23 protein-coding genes are annotated in these 21,995 nt (G+C 73.6%); 10 read left to right on the top strand and 13 right to left on the bottom strand.

What is annotated here, in order from left to right:
- Positions 1-113 precede the first annotated feature (113 nt).
- The 4 genes from ACFCZ1_RS34050 to lipB form a co-directional block, all read right to left on the bottom strand.
- Positions 114-812 carry a DUF4191 domain-containing protein gene (locus ACFCZ1_RS34050; RefSeq protein WP_376682145.1) on the bottom strand — a complete coding sequence of 233 codons (699 nt, stop codon included), beginning with the start codon at positions 810-812 and terminating at the stop codon, positions 114-116.
- A 10-nt stretch (positions 813-822) separates the two neighbouring features.
- On the bottom strand, positions 823-1,020 hold the full coding sequence (locus ACFCZ1_RS34045) for a hypothetical protein (RefSeq protein ID WP_069923792.1): 198 nt from the start codon (positions 1,018-1,020) through the stop codon (positions 823-825).
- Between the two features lie 211 nt (positions 1,021-1,231).
- Positions 1,232-2,182: a lipoyl synthase gene (lipA, locus tag ACFCZ1_RS34040; protein WP_376682144.1), complete on the bottom strand. Its 951-nt coding sequence runs from the start codon at positions 2,180-2,182 to the stop codon at positions 1,232-1,234.
- A gap of 109 nt (positions 2,183-2,291) precedes the next feature.
- Positions 2,292-3,089 (bottom strand): lipoyl(octanoyl) transferase LipB, encoded by a 798-nt coding sequence (lipB, locus tag ACFCZ1_RS34035; RefSeq protein ID WP_376682143.1) that lies wholly within the window; start codon positions 3,087-3,089, stop codon positions 2,292-2,294.
- Positions 3,090-3,722: 633 nt separating this feature from the next.
- Here lipB and ACFCZ1_RS34030 point away from each other — a divergent pair.
- On the top strand, positions 3,723-5,162 hold the full coding sequence (locus tag ACFCZ1_RS34030; protein ID WP_376682142.1) for a regulator: 1,440 nt from the start codon (positions 3,723-3,725) through the stop codon (positions 5,160-5,162).
- A gap of 51 nt (positions 5,163-5,213) precedes the next feature.
- Here ACFCZ1_RS34030 and ACFCZ1_RS34025 read toward each other — a convergent pair whose 3' ends face one another.
- From ACFCZ1_RS34025 to ACFCZ1_RS34015, 3 genes are all read right to left on the bottom strand, one after another.
- Positions 5,214-6,461, bottom strand: a complete 1,248-nt coding sequence (locus ACFCZ1_RS34025) for an FAD-dependent oxidoreductase (RefSeq protein ID WP_376682141.1) — start codon at positions 6,459-6,461, stop codon at positions 5,214-5,216.
- A 186-nt stretch (positions 6,462-6,647) separates the two neighbouring features.
- Positions 6,648-7,535 (bottom strand): TIGR01777 family oxidoreductase, encoded by an 888-nt coding sequence (locus ACFCZ1_RS34020; protein ID WP_376682140.1) that lies wholly within the window; start codon positions 7,533-7,535, stop codon positions 6,648-6,650.
- Positions 7,536-8,271: 736 nt separating this feature from the next.
- Positions 8,272-8,997 (bottom strand): VIT family protein, encoded by a 726-nt coding sequence (locus ACFCZ1_RS34015; RefSeq protein ID WP_376682149.1) that lies wholly within the window; start codon positions 8,995-8,997, stop codon positions 8,272-8,274.
- Positions 8,998-9,106: 109 nt separating this feature from the next.
- On the opposite strand from ACFCZ1_RS34015, the gene ACFCZ1_RS34010 reads away from it, so the two are divergent.
- On the top strand, positions 9,107-10,201 hold the full coding sequence (locus tag ACFCZ1_RS34010) for a PP2C family protein-serine/threonine phosphatase (protein ID WP_376682139.1): 1,095 nt from the start codon (positions 9,107-9,109) through the stop codon (positions 10,199-10,201).
- Between the two features lie 79 nt (positions 10,202-10,280).
- Positions 10,281-11,156, top strand: coding sequence for a thermonuclease family protein (locus ACFCZ1_RS34005; protein ID WP_376682148.1), 876 nt, complete (start codon positions 10,281-10,283; stop codon positions 11,154-11,156).
- 59 nt (positions 11,157-11,215) lie between these two features.
- On the opposite strand, the gene ACFCZ1_RS34000 is transcribed toward ACFCZ1_RS34005, so the two are convergent.
- On the bottom strand, positions 11,216-11,470 hold the full coding sequence (locus ACFCZ1_RS34000) for a hypothetical protein (protein WP_328925335.1): 255 nt from the start codon (positions 11,468-11,470) through the stop codon (positions 11,216-11,218).
- A gap of 106 nt (positions 11,471-11,576) precedes the next feature.
- Here ACFCZ1_RS34000 and ACFCZ1_RS33995 point away from each other — a divergent pair, with 106 nt between their 5' ends.
- Positions 11,577-11,966 (top strand): ArsC/Spx/MgsR family protein, encoded by a 390-nt coding sequence (locus ACFCZ1_RS33995; RefSeq protein ID WP_376682138.1) that lies wholly within the window; start codon positions 11,577-11,579, stop codon positions 11,964-11,966.
- A gap of 34 nt (positions 11,967-12,000) precedes the next feature.
- On the opposite strand, the gene ACFCZ1_RS33990 is transcribed toward ACFCZ1_RS33995, so the two are convergent.
- Together ACFCZ1_RS33990 and ACFCZ1_RS33985 are read right to left on the bottom strand one after the other, a co-directional pair.
- Positions 12,001-12,816, bottom strand: coding sequence for a class I SAM-dependent methyltransferase (locus tag ACFCZ1_RS33990; protein WP_376682137.1), 816 nt, complete (start codon positions 12,814-12,816; stop codon positions 12,001-12,003).
- Between the two features lie 19 nt (positions 12,817-12,835).
- Positions 12,836-13,714 carry an alpha/beta fold hydrolase gene (locus tag ACFCZ1_RS33985; RefSeq protein WP_376682136.1) on the bottom strand — a complete coding sequence of 293 codons (879 nt, stop codon included), beginning with the start codon at positions 13,712-13,714 and terminating at the stop codon, positions 12,836-12,838.
- Between the two features lie 64 nt (positions 13,715-13,778).
- On the opposite strand from ACFCZ1_RS33985, the gene ACFCZ1_RS33980 reads away from it, so the two are divergent.
- Both ACFCZ1_RS33980 and ACFCZ1_RS33975 read left to right on the top strand, forming a co-directional pair.
- Positions 13,779-14,282: a MarR family winged helix-turn-helix transcriptional regulator gene (locus tag ACFCZ1_RS33980; RefSeq protein WP_376682135.1), complete on the top strand. Its 504-nt coding sequence runs from the start codon at positions 13,779-13,781 to the stop codon at positions 14,280-14,282.
- A 47-nt stretch (positions 14,283-14,329) separates the two neighbouring features.
- A complete protein-coding gene (locus ACFCZ1_RS33975) occupies positions 14,330-14,860 on the top strand; it encodes a hypothetical protein (protein ID WP_376682134.1) in 531 nt (176 codons plus the stop codon).
- On the opposite strand, the gene ACFCZ1_RS33970 is transcribed toward ACFCZ1_RS33975, so the two are convergent.
- Entirely contained in the window at positions 14,853-15,737 is an 885-nt protein-coding gene (locus ACFCZ1_RS33970) for a Gfo/Idh/MocA family protein (protein WP_376682147.1), read from the bottom strand. The genes ACFCZ1_RS33975 and ACFCZ1_RS33970 overlap by 8 nt on opposite strands.
- Before the next feature lie 305 nt (positions 15,738-16,042).
- Here ACFCZ1_RS33970 and glnII point away from each other — a divergent pair, with 305 nt between their 5' ends.
- Together glnII and ACFCZ1_RS33960 are read left to right on the top strand one after the other, a co-directional pair.
- Entirely contained in the window at positions 16,043-17,062 is a 1,020-nt protein-coding gene (gene glnII, locus ACFCZ1_RS33965) for a glutamine synthetase (protein WP_376682133.1), read from the top strand.
- Positions 17,063-17,547: 485 nt separating this feature from the next.
- The gene (locus ACFCZ1_RS33960; RefSeq protein WP_376682132.1) at positions 17,548-18,141 is read left to right on the top strand and encodes a winged helix-turn-helix domain-containing protein; all 594 of its coding nucleotides are present in this window, start codon (positions 17,548-17,550) and stop codon (positions 18,139-18,141) included.
- A gap of 69 nt (positions 18,142-18,210) precedes the next feature.
- Here the strand turns inward: ACFCZ1_RS33960 and ACFCZ1_RS33955 are convergent, their stop codons facing one another.
- A complete protein-coding gene (locus tag ACFCZ1_RS33955; RefSeq protein ID WP_376682131.1) occupies positions 18,211-19,689 on the bottom strand; it encodes a PepSY-associated TM helix domain-containing protein in 1,479 nt (492 codons plus the stop codon).
- A 60-nt stretch (positions 19,690-19,749) separates the two neighbouring features.
- On the bottom strand, positions 19,750-20,505 hold the full coding sequence (locus tag ACFCZ1_RS33950; protein ID WP_376682130.1) for a hypothetical protein: 756 nt from the start codon (positions 20,503-20,505) through the stop codon (positions 19,750-19,752).
- 65 nt (positions 20,506-20,570) lie between these two features.
- On the opposite strand from ACFCZ1_RS33950, the gene ACFCZ1_RS33945 reads away from it, so the two are divergent.
- Positions 20,571-21,158, top strand: coding sequence for a rhomboid-like protein (locus tag ACFCZ1_RS33945; RefSeq protein ID WP_376682129.1), 588 nt, complete (start codon positions 20,571-20,573; stop codon positions 21,156-21,158).
- 34 nt (positions 21,159-21,192) lie between these two features.
- Positions 21,193-21,987 (top strand): tyrosine-protein phosphatase, encoded by a 795-nt coding sequence (locus ACFCZ1_RS33940; RefSeq protein ID WP_376682128.1) that lies wholly within the window; start codon positions 21,193-21,195, stop codon positions 21,985-21,987.
- Positions 21,988-21,995 lie beyond the last annotated feature (8 nt).

Genomic DNA, 21,995 nt, shown 5'->3' with positions numbered 1-21,995 from the left:
TATATACACCTAAAATATCGTCGGCTGCGTCAGTTGTTTATAAGAGACAGGGCCCCCGAACCGCGTGGTTCGGGGGGCGCCCCTGTGTCGTATACGAAAATCAGGTCAGCGGGTCAGCGCATCTTCCCGCCGCGCGGCATCCTCATGCCCTTGGGCATCGGGCCCTTCGGCAGCGGCATGTTGCTCATGAGGTCACCCATGGCCCGCAGTTTGTCGTTGACCTGGGTGATCTGCGGTCCGGCCAGCACGCGCGGCAGCTTGAGCAGCGTGGTGCGCACCTTCTTGAGCGGCACCTCGCCCTCGCCCGTACCCACGATGAAGGTGTGCACCGGCACGTCCGGCATGATCCGGGCCAGCTTCTTCTTCTCGTTCGCGAGGAGCGGCTTCACGCGGTTCGGGTTGCCCTCGGCGATCAGCACGACACCTGCCTTGCCGACGGCCCGGTGGACGATGTCCTGCTGCCGGGTCATCGCGACCGCCGGGGTGGTCGTCCAGCCCCGGCCCACGTTGTCCAGTACGGCCGCGGCCGCGCCCGGCTGCCCCTCCATCTGCCCGAAGGCAGCCCGCTCGGCCCGTCGTCCGAAGACGATCGCCATCGCGAGGAACGCCACCAGGAAGCCCAGGATGCCCAGGTAGACCGGGTGGTCGATCAGGAAGCCGATCGCAAGAAAGACACCGAAGGTGACGATTCCCACGCCCGCGACGATCAGACCGACCTTCGGGTCGGCCTTGCGCGTCATCTTGTACGTCAGGGCGATCTGCTTCAGTCGCCCGGGGTTCGCAGCAGTCTCTGCGTTTGACTTCCTCGCCATACAGCGAAGTTTACGTGGCTTGCGGGGTCCGGGTCGCCGCGGCCTCAAGTACGTGTTCGGTTTCGACCCGGTCCTTGGCCCGTCGGCGGTCCTCCAGCACCGCCGTCCAGGCGTTGCGCCGGGCGCCGCTCATGAGCAGCGACTCGATGCCCCGGAAGGCGTCGGAGAGCGTCGGGATGGCGATGGCGCGTACGGGCGCGGCCTGCATGATGTCGATCCCTTTCACGGAACTCACGTCGGCAGTGCGATTGCGGTGCGTGGATCCAGCGTCACTGATTGGTGTTACCAGGGCATGACCGGTCGGTCAAATGTGATGGACACGTTGCAAACACTGACGCGGCCCGCCGGGCTCTTCCTGAAAAGAGCCTAGGGGCCGCGTCGACGCAGCATTACCGCTTAGTAACGTTTTGTGTTCGAGTTCACACGCTTGCCGCGCGCTTCTCCATCGCCTGGGTGTAGAGACGACCCGCCCGGTACGACGACCGGACCAGCGGGCCGGACATCACGCCGGAGAAGCCGATCTCCTCGGCCTCCTTCGCCAGCTCGACGAACTCGGCCGGCTTCACCCACCGCTCGACGGGGTGGTGCCGCGGCGAGGGCCGCAGGTACTGGGTGATGGTGATGAGCTCACAGCCGGCCTCGTGCAGGTCCTTCAGGGCCTGCGAGACCTCCTCGCGCTCCTCGCCCATGCCGAGGATCAGGTTCGACTTGGTGACCAGGCCGTAGGCGCGCGCCTTGGTGATCACCTCGAGCGAACGCTCGTAGCGGAAGCCGGGGCGGATCCGCTTGAAGATCCGCGGCACCGTCTCGACGTTGTGCGCGAAGACCTCGGGGCGGGAGGCGAAGACCTCCTCCAGCAGCTCCGGGACCGCGTTGAAGTCGGGGGCCAGCAGCTCGACCTTGGTGTGGCCCGCCTCGCGGCCCGCCGTCTGCTGGTGGATCTGGCGCACGGTCTCCGCGTACAGCCAGGCGCCGCCGTCGGCCAGGTCGTCGCGCGCGACGCCGGTGATGGTGGCGTAGTTGAGGTCCATGGTGACGACGGACTCGCCGACGCGGCGCGGCTCGTCCCGGTCCAGGGCCTCGGGCTTGCCCGTGTCGATCTGGCAGAAGTCACACCGCCGGGTGCACTGGTCGCCACCGATGAGGAAGGTGGCCTCGCGGTCCTCCCAGCATTCGTAGATGTTCGGACAACCGGCTTCCTGGCACACCGTGTGCAGTCCTTCGCCCTTCACCAGGGCCTGCATCTTGGTGTACTCGGGACCCATCTTCGCCCGGGTCTTGATCCACTCGGGCTTGCGCTCGATGGGGGTCTGGCTGTTACGGACCTCCAGGCGCAGCATCTTGCGTCCGTCGGGTGCGACTGCGGACACGACCGGCTCCCTGTGACTTCGATTCTTCGGCGCCCACCAGGGTACGCCCGTAAATTCGTACGCTCTTACGTCCGCCAACCTGGGAGGCGCCGGACCCATTCCCCGGCCGTCAGCCGGCGGCCGCCTCGGTCTCCCGGGGCCGCAGCTCCGCGTGCTCCAGTACGTCCTTCAGGTGGCGCTCGACGACCGGCAGCACCTCGGCGATGGCGATCTCCCGGCCCAGTTCGTACGAGAGCGAGGTCACACCGGCGTCCCGGATGCCGCAGGGGACGATCCGGTCGAACCAGGTGTTGTCCGGGTTCACGTTGATCGCGAAGCCGTGCATCGTGACGCCCTTGGCGACCCGGATGCCGATGGCGGCGAGCTTGCGGTCCTCGCGGCGCTGGCCGGCGTTGGACGGGGCGTACTCGGGGCCGTTCAGCCGCGGGTCGAACTCCTCGTCGTGCAGACGGGGGTCGAAGTCGAGCGAGAGCCCGCCGATCTTCGGACGCTCCTCGACGGGGTCGCCCAGGACCCAGACGCCGGAACGGCCCTCGACGCGGGTGGTCTCCAGGCCGAAGTCGGCGGCGGTGCGGATCAGCGCCTCCTCCAGACGGCGGACGTGGGCGACCACGTCCACCGGGCGGGGCAGCTTCATGATCGGGTAGCCGACCAGCTGGCCGGGGCCGTGCCAGGTGATCTTGCCGCCGCGGTCCACGTCGACCACGGGCGTGCCGTCGAGCGGGCGCTCGCTGGGGTCGGTGCGCCGACCGGCGGTGTAGACCGGCAGGTGCTCCAGCAGCAGGCAGGTGTCCTCGACCTCGTCCGCGAAGCGGGCGGCGTGCACCCGGCGCTGCTCTTCCCAGGCCCGGGTGTACTCGACGGATTCCGGTCCGAAGCCCAGATGGACAAATCCAAGCTCAGCCACCGCAGCGCCTCCTCGTTGAACCTGCTGTGTGCACGCATCGCACTCAGCAAGAGTACGGCGGCCCCTGCGGAGGCCCGGGCGCGGGCTCCGGCGGGGGTGCAGGAGCGGGCTCCGGCGCCGGTGCGGGCGCGGCAGGCGCTGATACAGGCACAAGCTGCGGCGCGGGCTCCAGCGCCGGTGCAGGGGCGGCAGGCGCCGGCGCGGGCCACGGCAGCTGCTTCGGGCGGCGCCTGCCCTTGGGCGGCCGGTCCGGATCCTCATCGGCCCGCGGCAGCCGCCGGTGCCCCTCGGAGTGGTCGTTGACCCAGCCACACACCCCGCAGGCGTACCGGCCGTCGAGACCCGCGATGTACGTGCCGCAGCGCCGGCACTCCGCCTCGGTCAATTCGGGCGGGGGAAGCGGAGCGGTGGATTCGGGACGCTCCTCGGGGAGGCGCGCGCGGTGGGTCCGGCGGGTCATGGGCCGCAGCCTATGCGGGCGGAGTGGTCCGGTCCGTAAAGGGCCCTACCCATTCTGCACACGATCGGATGAATGTGGGGCAGAGAGGGCGGGGAGGGCGGAGTTCGCCGCTACATTCACGCCGTTCACAGGGCCGGGACTCCGGTCCGTCACGTCAGGAGACCGTGGAGCCGATGACGGAACGACCTGCCCAGCGCGTCCCCAACAGGCAGCTCGCGGCACTGATCGCGGAAGCCGGGTTCTCCAACGCCGGGCTCGCCCGCCGCGTCGACCAGCTCGGTCTGGAGCACGGTCTCGATCTGCGCTACGACAAGACCTCCGTGACCCGGTGGCTGCGCGGCCAGCAGCCGCGCGGAACCACCCCCGCGCTCATCGCGGAGGTCTTCACCAGACGGCTCGGGCGGCGGCTCTCCGCGCAGGACCTGGGCCTGGACGCCTGCGCTCCCGTGTACGCGGGTCTGGAGTTCGCGGCCACCCCGGAGGAGGCCGTCGACATCGCGAGCGGGCTGTGGCGCAAGGACTCCGGCTCCCACGCCGAGCTCCGGAAGATCGCCTTCACCCCGGCCGGGCTGGTCGTGCCCAGCCGGGACTGGCTGATCGGTCGGGCCGACGAACGGGTGGGGCGGGGCGCGGAGCCCGCCGCGGCCCGCGTCCCGGCGCAGGGGCGGACCGCGGTGCCCCGGCAGCGGCAGATCGACCGCGCGCCCGGGCAGCGGGTGACGGGCGGGGACATCGCGGCGCTGCGCTCGGTGAGCGAGCTGTTCCGCACCCTGGACCACGCCTACGGCGGCGGTCACGCCCGGCAGGCGCTCGTGCGCTACCTGGAGCACGAGGCCGAGCCGATGCTCCGCGGGACGTACGGGGAGACCACCGGGCGGCGGCTGTTCTCGGCCGCCGCCGATCTGACCCGGCTCGCGGGCTGGACCTCGTACGACATCGCCGCGCACGGGCTCGCCCAGCGGTACTTCGTCCAGGCCCTGCGCCTGGCACAGGCCGCCGGGGACCGCCCTTACGGTTCGTACGTGCTGGTCACCATGAGCCGGCAGGCGGTCTACCTGGGCCACGGCCGGGAGGCGGTGCAGCTGGCCCGCGTCGCCCAGCAGGGCGTCGGCTCCGGCCCGCCGCCGGTGGTGCAGGCGCTGCTGCACTCGGCGGAGGCGCGCGGACACGCGGTGCTCGGCGAGGTGCGGGCGGCGACGGCCTCGCTGGTGCGCGCCGAGCGGTCACTCGGCGCGGCCCGGCCCGGCGACGACGTGCCGCACTGGGCGCGGTACTTCGACGAGGCGCAGCTGGCGGACGAGTTCGGGCACTGCCACCGGGACCTGCAGCAGTACCGGGCCTCGGCACAGCACGCGGAGCGCTCGCTGCAGCTGCGGGCGCCGGGGTTCGCGCGCTCGCGGCTGTTCTGCCGGGTGGTGCTGGCCACGGCGCGGCTGGGGCTGGGCGAGCTGGACCAGGCGTGCGCGCTGGGCGCGGAGGCGGCGCAGCAGGCGATGGAGATGCGGTCGGTGCGCGCGGTGGAGTACGTACGGGACTTCGAGCGGCGGCTGGAGCCGTACCGGGACGCCTCGGCCGTGCGCAACTACCGCGACCGGGTGGCGGCCTTGTCGTGAAGCCGGGGCCCGGCTCCCCCGCGGGATGCCGGGCCCCTCACTCCGTGGTGCTCAGGCCGCCACCGGAAGTGCGGGCTCCGGCGCGGCCGGGAGCGGGATGCCGAAGTCGCGCAGGACGGCGGTGGTGGCGCGGCGGGCCGAGTGCAGGGCGCCCTGGACGGTGTTCGTGTCGCGGTGGTCCCCGCACACGTAGAGCCCGGCCAGGACGCGCACCGGGCGGTGCACGTCGTACGGCGGGGGCATGGCGGGGACGGCCTCCGGGGTGTGGTGGACGGCCAGCAGCTCCCAGTCACCCGTGCCGGTGTCGTAGAGCCGGGCGAGGCGCGAGGCGACCGTGCGCGTGCGCGGCGGCGGGCCGAGCACGGTGGTGGTGACCAGGCTCCGGCCGGCCGGGGCCCGTGTCGGGTCGACCGCGCTCATCACGGCGGTGTGGGAGACGGGCCACTTGGGGTCGCCGTCCAGCAGGAGCGAGCCGTCCCAGGGCAGGGGCGCGGCGGTGACGTGATGCAGGACGGTGACCTCGTGGAAGCCGGGCACCCGCAGGCCGGGCAGGAGTTCGGCGGCGGCGCGGGCCCCGGTGGCCAGGAGGACGGAGCGGCAGCCGAAGTCGCCGTGCTCCTCGGTGGTGACCAGGTTGGTCGCCACCGACCGGACCCGGACCCCGGTGCGGACGGTGCCGGGCGGCAGGGCGCGGGCGAGCAGGTCGGGCAGGGCCGCCGCGCCTCCCTCGGGCACGGCGAGACGGCCGCGGGCGAAGCCGCGCAGGGCGAGGTCGGCGACGCGGCTGGAGGTGGTGAGTTCCGGGTCGCGGAGCAGGGTGGAGAGCAGCGGCCGGAGCACGCCGGTCACGGTGCGCGGCGGCAGGCCGCGGGTGCGCAGGGCGGCGAGGGCGGTGCGTTCGGGCCGGGCGAGCAGGCGTTCCTCGGGCAGGGCGGCCAGCCGCCCGAGGGCGGCGCTGAGGCGCGCCTGGTCGAGGGAGCCGCTGGCCAGGGCGCGGGCCGGGGTGAGGGCCCCGGCCCGGAGCTGTTTGCCGTCGGCGTGGACCAGGACCCCGGGCGCGAAGGTCCTCAGGGTGAGGCTCCGGAGGCCGGGGGTGCGTTCGAGTTCCGTGTACGAGGTGGTGAGCAACTGGCCGATCCGGTCCAGCCGGAACCCGTCGGCCGACACGGTGGCCATCCGGCCTCCGGGGTCGTCGGCGGCCTCCAGGACGGTGACCGTGACCCCCGCTGCGATCAGGTGGTGCGCGGCCGCGAGTCCTGAGACTCCGGCTCCTACGATGACGACGTCCGCATTGAGCACGTGCCCCTCCCCGAGGTCGGCGCGGCTGTGTGGGAATCCTCCTTCCCCCAACGGACTCCAGGGGAACCCGAGTTCGGCTGGGTATTACGGTCGGATCCGGTCGCACGGCGGTCGCATCCGGGTCACAAACGGTCGCACGGTGGTCGTACAGCGGTCATACGACGGTCGTGCAGCGGTCCCATGCCCCTACAGGGCGGCGCGGATGGCCTGCTCGATGCCGGGGTCGCGGAAGACGAAGCCGGACTCCAGCAGCCGTGCGGGCAGGACCCGCTGACTGCCGAGCACGTCCTCGGCGAACTCCCCGAGCGCGACGCGCAGGGCCGGCGCCGGTACGGCCAGCACCGCGGGCCGGTGCAGCACCCGGGCCATGGCGGCGGTGACCTGGCGGTTGGTCAGCGGCTCGGGGGCGGTGAGGTTGACGGGGCCTTCGATGGAGGGGGTGTCGATGATGTGGCGCAGGGCCGCGATCTCGTCCCGGAGGGAGATGTACGACCAGTACTGGCGCCCGTTGCCGAGCCGGCCGCCGGCGCCGGCGCGGAACACCGGGAACAGCCGGCCCCAGGCTCCGCCCTCGCGGGCGACGACCAGGCCGGTGCGGGCGAAGACGGTCCGGATCCCGGCGGCGCGGGCGGGCTGCGCGGCCCCCTCCCATTCCACGCAGACCGAGGGCAGGAAGCCGTGCCCGGCGGGGGCGTCCTCGTCGACGGCGCGGTCGCCGGTGTCCCCGTAGTAGCCGACGGCCGAACCGCTGACGAACACGGCGGGCGGCTCGTCGAGGGCGGCGAGGGCGTTCGCGAGCGTGGTGGTGCCCAGGACCCGGCTGTCGCGGATCTCCTTCTTGTACGCGGGGGTCCACCGGTGCTCCCCGACCCCGGCCCCGGCCAGGTGCACGACGGCCCCGCAGCCGGCCAGCCCGCCGGGGTCGACGTGGCCGCGGGCGGGATCCCACCGCGCCTCGTCCGCGGACGCGGGCTCCCGTCGCACGAACCGGACCACCTCGTGTCCGTCTTCCCGGAGGGACCGCACGAGGGCGCTGCCGATGAGCCCGGTCGAACCGGTGACTGCGATGCGCATGCCCCCATCCTGGCGGATCCGGGCCGCCGCGGCGGCCGGGGCCGCGCCATGACGGCTCGGCCGGGGCCGGAGAAGGCGCGGGGCGCCGCCCCCGCTGCCACCGTGCGCGGCCCCGCCGGTCCTCCGCCCCGCCCGTCACCACCCGGCCCCGCCGGCCGCCGGATCCCCCGGGGAGACGCCACCGAGCCGCGCCCTGCTGCCCGTCCGGCCGGACCCAGCCTGCCGGCGTTCAGGCGCGAGGCGCGGGGCGCGGAGCGCTGGGCCTGGAAGGCCTGGGCGCAGGGCCTCGCGCCCGGGGCCCGGAGCGCTGGGGCCTGGGCGCAGGGCGCGGCTCCTCGGGCCCGGGGCCCGGAGCCTGGGGACGGGGCCCGGGGCGCAGGGCGCGGAGCCTCGGGCCCGGGGCTTCGGGGCGCGGGGTCTGCGGTCGAGGTCTGGGACCTCGGGCCCGGAGCGTGGAGGCGCAGGGCGCAGGGCGCGGGGCCTGCGGGCGGGGTCTGGGGCTTCGGGCCCGGAGCGCAGGGCCTCGGGGCGCGGGGCGCGAAGCCTCGGGCCCGGAGCCTGGGGGGCTGGGCCTTGGGCGCTGGGCGTCATGCCCGGGGCGCGGGGCGCGGAGCTTCGGGCGCGGAGCTTCGGGGCGGGGCCTGCGGGCGGGGCACGGGGCAACGGGCCCGGAGGGCAGAGCGTCCGGATCCTCGGGCCTCGGGGCGCAGGCCCGGCCGTGGGGTCGTGGACGGGGTCAGGTCGCCGTGCCGAGCCAGGTGCCCACCGCGTAGGTGACGGACATGGCCAGGGCGCCGCCGGTGACGTTGCGCAGGACCGCGCGGAGCGTGGGGGCGCCGCCCAGGCGGGCACTGATCACACCGCACAGGGTGAGCGCGGCCAGGACGGCCGCCGCCGTCACCGGAACCCGGGCCGACGGCCCGGGGAGCACGATCGCCAGCAACGGCAGCAGCGCGCCCACCGTGAACGCGACGAGACTGGCGAAGGCCGCGTGCCACGGGTTGGCCAGCTCGTCGGGGTTGATACCGAGCTCGACCCGGGCGTGGGCCCGCAGCGCGTCCCGTTGCGTCAGCTGCTCGGCGGCTTCCCGCGCCACCGGTCGGCTGAGCCCCCGCGCGGCCAGCAGGTCGGTGAGTTCGTCGAGCTCCGCCTCCGGTTCCTCGGCCAGTTCCCGCCGTTCGAGTTCGAGCGCGGCCCGTTCGGAGTCCCGCTGCGAGCTGACGGAGACGTACTCCCCCGCCGCCATGGACAGCGAGCCCGCCAGCAGGCCGGCGACGCCCGCAGCCAGGATCGCCGCGCGCGAGGTGGTGGCCCCGGCCATGCCGACCACCAGGCCGGCGGTGGAGATGATCCCGTCGTTGGCGCCGAGCACCCCCGCCCGCAGCCAGTTCAGCCGTGTACTGATCTCCGCGCTCGACGCGCCGCCGCCACCGCCGCCGTGGGCCTCGACGTGCGCCCGCATGGGGGAATCGTTTTCCGTCACGCCACCACTGTCGCGGCACGAGCCCGCCAGGGCCACCCCGGCCGCCGGTCCGGGTGCGCGGGCCCCGCCCCCGTACCAGGGTGGAGGTGTGAGACGCGGACGCGAGGAACCGGACCGGCTGCACGGGGAGCCGCCGCCGCGCTGGGCCCGGATCGCGCCCGCGGCGGCCCTGGTGGGGCTGGTGTGCGCGCAGGTGCTCACCCCGGGCGATGTGGAACTCGGGTTCTTCCTGGCGGGTCTGCCGCCGGTGGCCGCCTTCGCGTACGGGCCGGGCGGGACCGCGATCTTCGCCGCCGTCGTCCTCCTGCTGCTGGGTGCGCCCTCCCTCGGCGTCGGCCACGCCCGGGGGACGGACCTGGCCACGGTGGCCGTCATCGGGCTGCTGAGCGTGGTGATCGCCTGGGTCCGGAGGCGCCGGGACGCGCAGCTGGTCAGCGTACGGACGGTGGCGGAGGCGGCTCAGCTGGCGGTCCTCCCGCCGCTGCCGGAACGAGTGGGTCCGGTGCACTGCTCCGGCCTCTACCGGGCGGCGCAGCACGGCACCCTGGTCGGCGGCGACCTGTACGACGTGAGGGCGGGTCCGTACGGGGTGCGCGCGCTGGTCGCCGACGTGCAGGGGCACGGCCTGGCGGCGGTCGCCACGGTGGCGTCGCTGCTCGGGGCCTTCCGCGAGGGGGTGCTCGACGACGCCGGGCTGGCGTCGGTCGCGTCCCGGCTGGACCGGCGGCTGGCCGCGGACTCGGCGGCCGCCTCCGACCAGCAGCCCGAGCTGTTCGCGACGGCCCTGCTGCTGGAGTTCCCGCCCGGGCTGGACCTCGTACGGCTCGTCTCGTGCGGGCATCCGCCCGCGCTGCGGCTGCGCGGGCCGGCGGTCGAGGAGATGGCGCTGGAACCGGGCCCTCCACTGGGCCTGGGGCTCGCGGGACTGGCCCCGCCGCCGGTGGCCGAGCTGGCGGTGCGGCCCGGGGACCGGTTCCTCCTGCACACGGACGGGGTGACGGAGGCCCGCGACGCGGCGGGGCACTTCTATCCACTGACCGTGCGGCTGCCCGTCGTGGCGAGGGAGCCCGTGGGCCTGGTCGGGGCGGTGTGGCGGGACCTCGCGGCCTTCACGGACGGGGGTCCCCGTGACGACGTGGCGCTGCTGCTGCTGACACTCCCCGGCCCGGCGGGCGCGGAATGACCCCGGGGAGCGCCGGAATGTGTACTGTGCGTGACTGACGAACACTCACAGTAACGCTGGGATGGGAGCCGCCGTGGCCATGTTGCTGATCAGAGGAAAGTTCAAGGTGGAGGGGGGCGCCAAACCGGACGGCGACACCCTCCCGTTCATCCCGGACGACGTGGCCGACTGGAAGCTCGTACCCGGGGAAGGCCAGGTGGTGCCCAAGGCCGACGGGCGCGCGAGCGTCCGGCTGGAAGGGATCGACGCACTGGAGACCCACTACGGCGAGGACGATCACGTCGAGCACCAGCCGCGGGGCCTCGCCCACGAGGCCGCGGACGAGCTGCTGAAGTTCCTCGGCTTCAGCACGGTCCTGCGCGCCGAGGACGAGACCGTCGCCACCACGCCGGACACCGTGAACGGCTGGATCCTCACCCGGGGCGCCGACGTCTACGGCCGCTGCGTGGCCTTCGTCGGCAAGGGCACGCCGCCCGTCTACAGCGGCTACTGGACCGGCGTCGACGAGGACCTGCTGAAGCGGACCGCCAACTACCACCTGCTCCTGGCCGGGCTGGCGTACCCGGCCTTCTACTCGGGCCTGCCCGAGTACCTGCGCGAGTACCTCACCGAGGCCTCGGAGAAGGCGAGGGCGTCCACGAAGGGCGTGTGGAAGGCCGACAGGACCCTCACCGGGGCGACGGTCACCACGATGACCTCGCTCACCCACGACACCACCGGCGCGGTGATCCTGCCGAAGCTGTTCCGCCGCCTGAAGGACTACCTGGACTTCAAGTCCCCCGACGCGTCACTGGCCTGCTTCCGCGCCTACCTGGCAGGGGCCGGGGACGAGTACCGCCTCCTCCCGGACTCCGGGACGCTCCTGCGCGGGCTGCACCACATCGTCGACGTCACCGGCGACAACACCGTGCGGATGACCCGCCCGGCCAGGGAGGTCGTCTTCAAGGAGAAGTGAGCGGGAACCCGCCGGGGCCGGTGGCCCCGGCGGGTCGACGCCCGCCCGGCTCGGTGCGGTCAGCCCGCGCTGACGATGAAGGCGCGCACCATCTTGCAGGTGACGTTGGACGGCCGGTGGATCCCCGTCCGGACGGCCATCGTCCGGATCTTCCGGTTGGTGGCGCGCCGGGCGTCATAGGTCCCCGAGTCGAGCAGGGATATCGCCAGCCGCATCGCCTTCAGCCGACGGTTGTGGCTCTCGTACCACTCGCGGGGCAGCCCCGCCGGCAGTGGCTTCTTCTTGACGTGCGCAATGGTGGTGGCAGTGGCCATCTACAGCCTCCCAAACGGTAGTTGGCTTCCTGTCGTACTCCCTCGATTTTACCGGCGACCACTGACAGAAGCCCTGGCCGGGCAGGCCCTGGATAGGCTGGGCGGCATGGAGATCTGGATCAATCCCGCCTGTTCCAAGTGCCGCAGCGCCCTGACCCTGCTGGACGCCGAGGGCGCCGACTACACGGTGCGCCGCTACCTGGAGGACGTGCCCTCCGAGGACGAGATCCGCGAGGTGCTCGGCCGCCTCGGGCTGGAGCCCTGGGACATCACCCGCACCTCGGACCCGCTGGCCGCCGAGACGGGGGTGCGGGACCTGCCGCGCGAGGGGACCGACGCGGCCCGGGGCCGCTGGATCGCCCACCTGGCCGCGCACCCTAAGCTGATCCAGCGTCCGATCATCACCGCCGAGGACGGCACGGCCGTGGTCGCCCGCTCCGAGGACGCCGTCCGCGAGGCGATGTCCCGCAAGGCCGAAGCGGCCTCGGGGAAGTAGGGCACGTCCCCGCGCCGCCCTTCCCCGAGGCCGCTCAGACGCGGCGCGCGATGACCTCCATGCACGCGCGGTAGCGCTCGCTGACCGCGTAGTGCAGGGGCTCGAAGCCGTGCTCGCCCAACAGCTCGTAGAGCCGCCGGCGGCTGAAGTTGTGGAAGTGCTCCAGCTCCCCCCAGTAGGGGTTGGCGTCGGCCGCGTCCAACAGCCGCCACACGGCGCAGTCGTAGTGGGGCATCGATGCGAAGATCACGCCGTCCTCCCGCAGCAGGCGGTGCGCGGCGACCAGGCCCTCGCCCGGGTACGGCATGTGCTCCAGCACGTCGGCCAGGCTGATCACGGAGTACCGGCCGGGTTCGTCGAGCGCCGTGAGGTCGGCGCAGCGCGCCTCGACGCCGAGCCGGCGCAGGCCCTCGGCGGTCGAAGGCCGCAGATCGAGGCCCTGGGGCTCGTAACCCCACTCCTGCGCGGTGAACAGCAGCGATCCGTTGCCGAAGCCGACGTCGAGCCAGGCGCCGTCCGCCACGTAGCGCGCGACGCGCTCCACGATGCGCGCCGAGATGTAGCGGTTCTGCTCGAACCCCGCGCCCGGCTGCTGGTTCGGGTTGGCCGAGGAGAAGATCTCCGCCGCGACCTCGTCCGTGAAGTAGCCGTCGGTGAAGACGTGTCCGCAGGCGGCGCAGCGCATCCAGTTGATGGTCGGCCCGACCACCGGCCTGTAGAGCGGATGGCCCGAGCAGTCGCCGGTCCTCAGCGCGGAGATCGCGGCGGCGGAGCAGAGCGGACAGGCGTCGTACAGCAGACGCGGCCGGTTCGTGACGGGAGGGGCCGCAGTGGCCGGACTGACAGACATGTCAGGAAAATACCGACCGTCACGGCCGGTGCGGTGACGGCGCGCTGAGCCCTTGGGCGTCGAGCAGGCGGGCGATCTCCGGCGCCGCGGTCAGCGGGAGCGCGTGGTGCGAGAGCCCCGGGAGTACGTCGACGCGCGCGCCCGGGAGCACACCCCGTGCGGCCCGGGCCGCACGGGCGGCGTCGTGACAGCGCGCGCGGCCCGCGAACAGGACGTGCACCGGCAGTTCTCCGAGGGCGGTCGGATCCGGGCGCGGCCCGGTCACCGGCCGGACGGCGGGAAAGCCGGCCGTCTCGTCCTGGAGCCGGAGCCAGGCGGGGTCGAGCGGGGCACCGCGGGTCTCCCAGGCGAGGAAGGAGCGGATCCGCTCCGGGGTGGGCCGCGCGAGCACGGGCAGCGCGCGCAGGACGTAGCCGGGGCGGAGCCCGGCGAAGACCTGGGTCGGGTCGAGCAGGACCAGGCGGTCGAGCCGGGCGGAGCGGCGGCCGCCGTCGGCGGCCGCGTAGTGGGCGGCGATCCAAGCCCCGTACGAGTGCCCGCCGAGGGCGACGGGACGCCGGCCGCCGAGCCCGTCGAGGACCACGTCGAGCCAGCCGACGAGGTCCCCGGTGGCCCGTACCGGCCGCCCCGGCGCCGGCACGCTGAGCCCCGGGTCCCCGACCAGGTCCACGGCGTGCATCCGGTGGGTGCGCGCGAGTCCGGCCGCCGCGCAGGCTCCCCACACCGTGGAGGTGGCACCACCGCCGGGCAGCAGTACCAGGGGCGGAGCGTCGGCCGGGCCGCAGCTGTTGACGCGGGTGGCGCCGTACGGGGTGGGCAGCAGAACGGCCTCGACCGGCCCGGGCCACATGCCGAGCACCTCGTCGTAGGCGGTACGGAAGGAAGACGTCCGGGACATGACCGCTCCAATGCCTCGCTGGGCGATAATCTCGCTCAGCGAGAGACTTTAGACCGGAGGCACCGTGGACGACAACCGCGAACCCGACCCCCTGCACCTGGTGCACCTGCTGCGGGCGGTGACCGTCGAATTCGGCCTGCGCCAGGCGGAATTCGCCGCCCGCAACGGCATGCACCCCACCGACGTACGGGCCCTGATCTGCCTGCTGGACGCGGCCCGCGCCGACGAGCCGGCCACAGCGGGCCTCCTCGGCGACCGGCTCGGCCTCAACTCGGCGGGCACCACCGCCGTGATCGACCGGCTGGAGCGGCTGGGCCACGTGGCCCGGGTCCGCGACGACCGCGACCGCCGCCGGATCCTGCTGCGCGTGGAGCCGGAGGCGATCCGCCTGGGCCGGCAGTTCTTCGGCCCGTTCATCGACGGGCTGCTCCAGGTGCTGGACTCCTTCGGCCCCGGCGAACGGGACACCGTCCGCCGCTTCCTGACGGCCGCCCACGACGCCATCGCGCCGGAGCCGCGCGCACGACTCCCCCGGGCGCTCACCCCGCCCCCACCCGCGACCTCGTAGGGTGACCCCAGCAGCAAATAGGTACGTACCGCAACAAAGGACCCGGCGTGAACGAGCATCAGCCTCAGGCAAGCCCGGGCGGGCGGCCGTTCCCCCCGTCGCGACGGGGGGCCGACGTGATGTTCGGCGGGGTGTACGGGACGGTGCTGGCCAGCGGGCTGCTGGCCGCGCTGGACCAGGAGGGCGGGGACTTCACCCCGTACTACGACGCCAGCTGGGTGCTCGTCACGGCGGCCACGGCCGGGCTCGCGCACGGCTACTCGCACCACATGACCACACACCCGCAGGGCTCCGTCGGCCATCGGTGGCGCGTGCTGACCCGGGCGCTGTGGCACGAATGGCCGATGATCGCGGCCGCTCTGCCCACCGTGCTGCTGCTGGTCCTCGCGGGGCTCACGGCCTGGGACCCCTACGGCGTGACCGCCGTGGGCCTCGGCCTGAACACCGCCCTGCTGTTCGCCTGGGGCGCGGGCGTGGCGGTCCGGGTCGGCTACCGGCTGGCCTCCGCACTGCTCATCGGCCTGGCCGACGCCACCATCGGCCTGGCCATCATCGCCGCCAACGCCCTCATCAAGTAGGGAGCTGCGCCTCCGCCTGCGCCAGGATTTCCGTGAGCCGGGCGCCGAACTCCGCTCCGCACGGATCCGCCGCGCCCGTCCGGGCCGCGGTGAGCAGGGCGTCGAGGGCCCGCCCGTAGGCGCCGGGGACGTCGCTCCAGCCGGGCATCGCGTGCACGCCCTCGGTTCCGCGCAGCTCCAGCCCGACCCCGGCGGCCGCGCTCGGCGCGCCCAGGCTGAGCACGGCGGTGCTGGCCGCGCCCGAGGCGTGGCGCAGGGCCAGCTGGACCACGTCGGAGGGTCCGCGGGTGGCGCTGACGGCGGTGACCTCGCCGAGGATCGGGACCAGCACGGAGAGCGCGTGCGGGCCGACGTCCCACAACCCGCCCTTGGCCTTGCGCCAGGGCGAGGCGGCGTACGCGCTGGGCGCGCCGTCGGGCGGGAAGACGGCGCCGAGCCAGTGGGCGGCCGCGGTGAACCAGCCCGGGCGGGCGGCCTGTTCCGCGACCCAGCCCGCGGTGGGCTCGGCGAAGCGGAGGGTGAGGAAGACGACGGAGGCTACCTTGTGCCGCGCGGCGGCGTCGGCGACGGCCCGGGCCTCCGGGGCCGTCGTCGCGACGGGCTTGTCGAGCAGCAGGTGGCAGCCGGCGGCGGCCGCGCGCACGGCGAGCGGGGCCTGGACGTCCGGCGGCAGGGCGAAGGCCACGGCGTCACAGTCGGCGAACAGCGCGTCGGGGTCTTCGTACACCTTCACGCCGTACGTCTCGGCCAGTTCGGCCGCGGCTTCGGGCCGGCGGCCCCACACTCCGGCGAACTCGGAGCCGGTGTGCGCGGCGAGCGCGGGGGCATGGGTGCGGTGGGCCCAGGGACCGGTGCCCAGCAGTCCGACCCGGGGCAGCGGGCCTGCGGGGGCCTGAGCGGAGGCGCTCTCGGCGGGGGCCGCGGCGCGGTCCCGGTCGGGGTTTCCGGAAGGGGTCACATCAGACAAAATGCTCACCCGACCAGTCTGCCCCACTCGGACGGGTGTTCCGCCGCCGACCCGCGCCGCGCCCGCACAACCCACCCGACCTGCGGTGCAAACCTCGGTAACACGGGGTTCACACACGGGCAACGGAAGGGAAATCGCGGGCGGGCACGCTGCGGTCATCACCGCAGCGATGAAGCAGCGACCAGCAGCACCCGCAGAGTCTGAGGATGGGGCCCGTGAGCTACAAGGCTGAGTACATCTGGATCGACGGCACCGAGCCGACGGCGAAGCTTCGCTCCAAGACGAAGATCCTCGCCGACGGCGACGCGCTGCCGATCTGGGGCTTCGACGGATCGAGCACGAACCAGGCCGAGGGCCACGCCTCCGACCGCGTCCTGCAGCCGGTCTTCTCCTGCCCGGACCCGATCCGCGGCGGGGACAACCTCCTCGTGCTGTGCGAGGTCCTGAACATCGACATGACCCCGCACGAGTCGAACACCCGCGCGCTGCTGCGTCCGGTCGCCGAGAAGTTCGCGGGCCAGGAGCCGATCTTCGGCATCGAGCAGGAGTACACCTTCTTCGACGGCACCCGCCCGCTCGGCTTCCCGGTGAACGGCTTCCCGGCCGCGCAGGGCGGTTACTACTGCGGCGTCGGCTCGGACGAGATCTTCGGCCGCGACATCGTCGAGAAGCACCTGGACCACTGCCTCGCGGCGGGTCTGAGCATCTCCGGCATCAACGCCGAGGTCATGCCCGGCCAGTGGGAGTTCCAGGTCGGCCCGGTGGGCCCGCTGGAGGTCTCCGACCAGCTGTGGATCGCGCGCTGGCTGCTGTACCGCACCGCCGAGGACTTCAACGTGTCGGCGACGCTGAACCCGAAGCCGGTGAAGGGCGACTGGAACGGCGCGGGCGCGCACACCAACTTCTCCACGAAGGCGATGCGCGAGGACTACCGCGCGATCATCTCCGCGTGCGAGGCGCTGGGCGAGGGCAGCAAGCCGCTGGACCACGTGAAGAACTACGGGGCCGGCATCGACGAGCGTCTGACGGGTCTGCACGAGACCGCCCCGTGGAACGAGTTCAGCTACGGCGTCTCGGACCGCGGCGCGTCGGTGCGCATCCCGTGGCAGGTGGAGAAGGACGGCAAGGGCTACATCGAGGACCGCCGCCCGAACGCGAACGTGGACCCGTACGTGGTGACCCGTCTCATCACGGACACCTGCTGCGCCGGCCTGGAGAAGGACGGCCTGGTCTGAGGACCGGCTGGACCCGGTCCACCCTGGTCCATCCCGGTCCACCCTGGTCGATCCCGGTCCATCCCGGACAGCCCGACAACGCCCGCCGCGCCTCCCAGGCCCGGCGGGCGTTGCCCGTTGGAGCGTGCCACGACGGCCAGTTGCCGTTTTGTCCTGGCTTGATGGGGCTGTGGTGCCGGATGATGAGATGTCGATCCACGACCTGAGACAGAGCCTGCCCCGGGACGCGTCCGTCTGCTTGAATGGGGTCCATGGCCAGCCATTCGAACACCTCGTCAGGTCGCAGCGACCTCGAGCCGTTCTGGCCGTCCCGTCAGGATCACGATTTCGACCGGGTGTGTTGCCGCGCGAAGAACGCGCCGACCCTCTAAAGCCTCCGGGACTCCCCGTCCGGCCTTTCCCGAGGCCTTCGGTCTGCGCGGTACGACATCGACGACGTAGGTACGTCTCCTGCCGACCACTCCGCGTGAAAGAGCTGACCACTCATGGCGAACACCCGATCCATCGCTTCCGCCGCCTCCGCTGCGACCGCTTCCCCGACCTATCCGCCCGGTCCGCGCCACCGGCTGCGTTCCGTTGACCGGGACGAGGTGTCCCGGGTCGTGGACATCCTCCCGCCCGGCGCCACCTGGCTGCCCGCCCCCCAGCACACGCTTCCGACGGTGCCGGGACAGCCGCCGATGGTCGGCTACCTGGTCCTGGTACCGGCCGACCAGCAGCCGCCCGTCGCCTTCGCCCCCCAGGCCGTCGCCGCCCCGCCCGCGCCGTACGTCGCGGAGCCCGCCGCCGCCACGGGCGACGCCCTGGTCCGCATCGACCCGGCCCGGCGCACCGCCGAGGTCGACGGACGGGTACTCGACCTGACCTACCTGGAGTTCGAGCTGCTGGCCCACCTGGTGAAGCACCCGCACCGGGTGCACAGCCGGGACCAGCTGGTCACCACGGTCTGGGGCTACGGCCACGTCGGCGACGGCCGGACCGTGGACGTCCACATCGCCCGGCTGCGCCGCAAGCTGGGCGCGGCCCACCGCGGCGCGATCCAGACGGTGCGCCGGGTGGGCTACAAGTACGCGCCCTGACGGCCGTCTCCCGTACGCGACGGGCCGCACCCCCGAGGGGGTGCGGCCCGTCTGCTTCCCGGGGCAGTGCTAGGCCGGCTTCGCCGCCTCCGCGCGGCGACGGGCCACGAAGCCCAGCAGCACGTCGACCGCCAGGAACGCCACCAGGCTGATCCCCAGCATCGGGACGAACCAGCCGACCACCGCGGTCACCGCGGCCAGCGGCAGCAGCACCGTCACGGGCAGCCTGCGCCAGGCGCCGCGCGGCTGGGCGCGGCCGGCGGAGAGCCTGCGGCCCTTCGTCGGCCGCCGCAGCCACCACATCCGGTAGCCCCAGAAGACGAGGAGCATCAGCGCGACGGCGAGCGCGGCCAGCGCGAGCTGGTTGACGAGCCCGAAGGTCAGACCCATGTGCAGGTCGATGCCGAAGCGGGTCGTCTTGGCGAGCAGCGGGTAGTCGGCGAAGGGCAGTTCGTCCATGACCCGGCCGTCGGCGGGGTCGATCGCGACGCTGTCCAGGTGCACCGGCACCTGCCGGTCCTTCTCCTTGACCACGTAGCCCTTGCCCTTGGCCGGGAGCGTCACCTGGAGGTACTCGGTGACGCCGGCGCCCCGGGCGGCCTCGACGGCGCGGTCGATGCCGATGTCGGCGGCCGGGGCGGGCGGCGGCATTTCCCCGCCGGGGCCCATGGTGTGTCCCGCGTGCTCGTCACCCCCGGCGGCGTCCGGGCCCGGCTTCAGCTTCGCTGAGACGGCGGGGGTGGCCCCGCCGAGGCTGTCCTGGAGCTGCCCGATGTTCTCGCCGGCGTACTTCGACCAGGTCAGGCCGGTGGCGGAGAGCGCGACGAGCCCGGCGACGGACCAGAGGCCGACCGCGCCGTGCCAGGACAGGGTCCGGCGACGGCCCTCGGCCCCGCGGGCGGGCAGGACGAGCTCCGCCTTCCGCCTGCGGCGGCGGCCTATCCACAGGGCGAGGCCGCCGAGGGCGACCACCCACAGCCAGCTCGCGGCGAGTTCGCTGTAGTTCCGGCCGAAGTCGCCGAGCTGGAGGCTGGAGTGGAACTCGCTCAGCCAGGCCCGCAGCGGCAGCGCGTCACCGGAAGTGGCGAGCTGCCCGCGCACATCGGCCGTATACGGGTCGACGAACACGGTGAGGGTCTCGCCCTCCGGGAGTCCCTTGCTCTCCATGATCACGCGGGTGGTGGCGTCGGCCTCGGGCGCGGGCCACACGGACACGATCTCGCCCTGGGGCGCGGCGCCCCTGGCCGCCGCGACCTGGGCGCTGAGCGGCAGGGCGCCCTCGCCGACCCGGGCGACCGTCAGCTCGTCGGAATAGATGATCTTCTCGGCCTGCCACGAGCCCGCGTACAGCAGCCCGGTGGCGGCGGCGAGGAACAGCAGCGGGGCGACGAGCAGGCCCGCGTAGAAGTGCATGCGCAGGAGCATCGGCCGCAGGGCGGCCCAGCCGCCGCTGCGCTGGGCCATGCCGGTGGTGTCGGTAGCGGCGGTAGTGGCGGCAGTGGTGTCGGCGTCCGGGGTGCGGGCGCCTTGAACCTCGTCAAGGGACATGGTGGTCCTAGGTGTTGGCGAAGACATGGGGAGGCGGCCCCAGGTCTCGCCGGTCGCCACTCAGGCGGGGGCAGGACGGCCGGGGGCCGTGGTGCGCGGGGTCCGGCCCGCGGGCGGCCCGCGGCGCACCACGGCGTGGGCGTGCACGGCCCCGCGCAGGCGGCGGGGCCGTTCGTACGGACGGCGGGGGCCGGCGGCGGGCGGGGCCGTCGGGGGCGCCACCCGGGCCCGGAGCAGGGCGAGCGCCCGGGACAGCGGCCGGGCCGCGTGCAGCGCGGCGGCCCCCAGGGTCCGGGCCAGCCGGAAAACGGCGGCCTCGCCCCAGGCCAGCCAGGCGGCGCAGAACAGCCCGGCGAGCACGTGCGCGGCGATCATGCCCGCCCCGCCGTGCCCGGCCGTGTCCGCCATGCCGCCCGATGTCCCGGCGGCCATCGCGCCCATGTCCATCAGGCCCATGTCCATCGGGCTCATGTCCATCGTGCCCATGTCCATCGTGCCCATGTCCATGCCGTGCGCGCCGCCGCGGCCGGGCAGGGCCCCGGGCGCGGGCGCGGGCGTCGCCGCCCGGCTCCCGGAGAAGGTGAGGTGCAGCACCCCCTGCACGGTGAGCACCGCCGCGGCGATCCCGGCCGGCCCCCGGCGCCGGCCCGCGGCGAGCCAGGCCAGCCCGCCCGTCACCCCGAACGCACCCAGAAGGCCCGTCAGCGGAATGCCGGCGCCCGACATGTACGCATGCCCCACCGCACCCAACGCGGTGCAAACCGCCGCGAACATCGCGGCCCGCGTGGCGCGCATCGGCGCAGGGTGCTGGGACATGGCCGGAACATGATCCCACGGGGCCCGGTGACGTCCGCCGGAGGGCCGTATCCGATCATGGTCGGGTGAATCCAATTCCACTGGGAGCGGTGTACGCCGGCGGGGTCCAGCTCGGGGCGTACGCCCTGGAACGGATCGGCCCGGCCGAGCGGGAGCGGCTGCTCCTGGGCTGCTCGACGAACGTCGACAATCTCGCCGCCGGGCGCTGGGAGACCCTGCTGACCAGCGCGTTGGTCGTCGAGGAGCCCTTGCCCCTGCCGTACGCGCTACTGCTGGTCGCGGTCCTCGGATACGCCGAGTACGCGTACGGCGCCTGGTGGACGGCCGCGGTGTTCCTGTTCGGGCACGCCGCCGCGACCCTCCTCGTGTACGGCGCCCTGCGCAGGACATCCGATCGGCCCACCCGGCGCGCGCTGGACGTGGGGACCAGCTACGGGTTCAACGCCGTGCTCGGCGCGCTGACCTCGGCCCTGCCGCGCGGAGCGGTGCGCACGGCCGCGCGGGCGGGACTTCTGGCGCTCGCCGCCGTGCCCGTGCTCAAACGCGGCCGGACATTCACGGACGCCGGACACCTGGCAGCGCTGGGACTCGGGGTCGGGGTCTCGCTGGCCGTCGATTGCCTTTCCGGCTCAAAGCATCCCAAAATTATATGAATCACACCCCGTACGAGTCGCTGGAGCCTCCACGATGACCGCCACTCCCGCCACCACCGTCGCCAACCTCCGCGACCTCGGCGGCACCCCGCTCTTCGGCGGCCGCACCGTCCGCCCCGGCCTGGTCCTGCGCTCCGCCCAGCTCGACCGGCTCGACCCCGACGCCGACCCCGTGGTGGCCGCGCTGGGCCTGCGTACCGTCATCGACCTCCGCACCGGGGCCGAGCGCGCCGCCCACCCCGACCGGGTGCCGGCCGGTGCCCGGCTCCTGGTCGGCGACGTCCTGGCGGACAGGATGAACTCGGGCCGGGTGCCTGCCGCGGCGCAGCTCACGGACCTGCTGTCCGACCCCGTCGTCGCCGAGGAGTACCTGGGCGACGGCAAGGCGCAGGCCCTGTTCGGCGACGTCTACCGGTCGTTCGTGAGCTCCGCCTCCGCGCAGGCCGCGTACCGGATGCTGCTCACCGAGGCCGCCGACCCCGACGCGGGCCCGCTGCTCTTCCACTGCACGGCCGGCAAGGACCGCACGGGGTGGGGCGCGACGGTCGTCCTCTCACTGCTCGGCGCCGACGACGAGACCCTGATGGCCGAATACCTGTCGGTGAACCCGGCGGTCAAGCAGGCCTTCGCCCCGATGATCGAGGGCTTCACGGCCGCCGGCGGCGACCCGGACATCGCGCTCGCGCTGATCGGCGTCTTCCCCGGCTACCTGCGGGCGGCGCTGGACGAGGTCGAGACGCGCTACGGCTCCATGGAGAAGTACGTGCGCGAGGGGCTCGGCGTCTCCGACGGGACGGTCGAGGCGCTGCGCGCCCGCCTGGTGGTCTGAGCGGCGCG

This window comes from Streptomyces sp. NPDC056224 (assembly GCF_042267665.1).
Lineage (GTDB): Bacteria > Actinomycetota > Actinomycetes > Streptomycetales > Streptomycetaceae > Streptomyces.
Note: the sequence above shows the minus strand (reverse complement) of the source record. Positions and strands in the feature narration are given on the sequence as shown.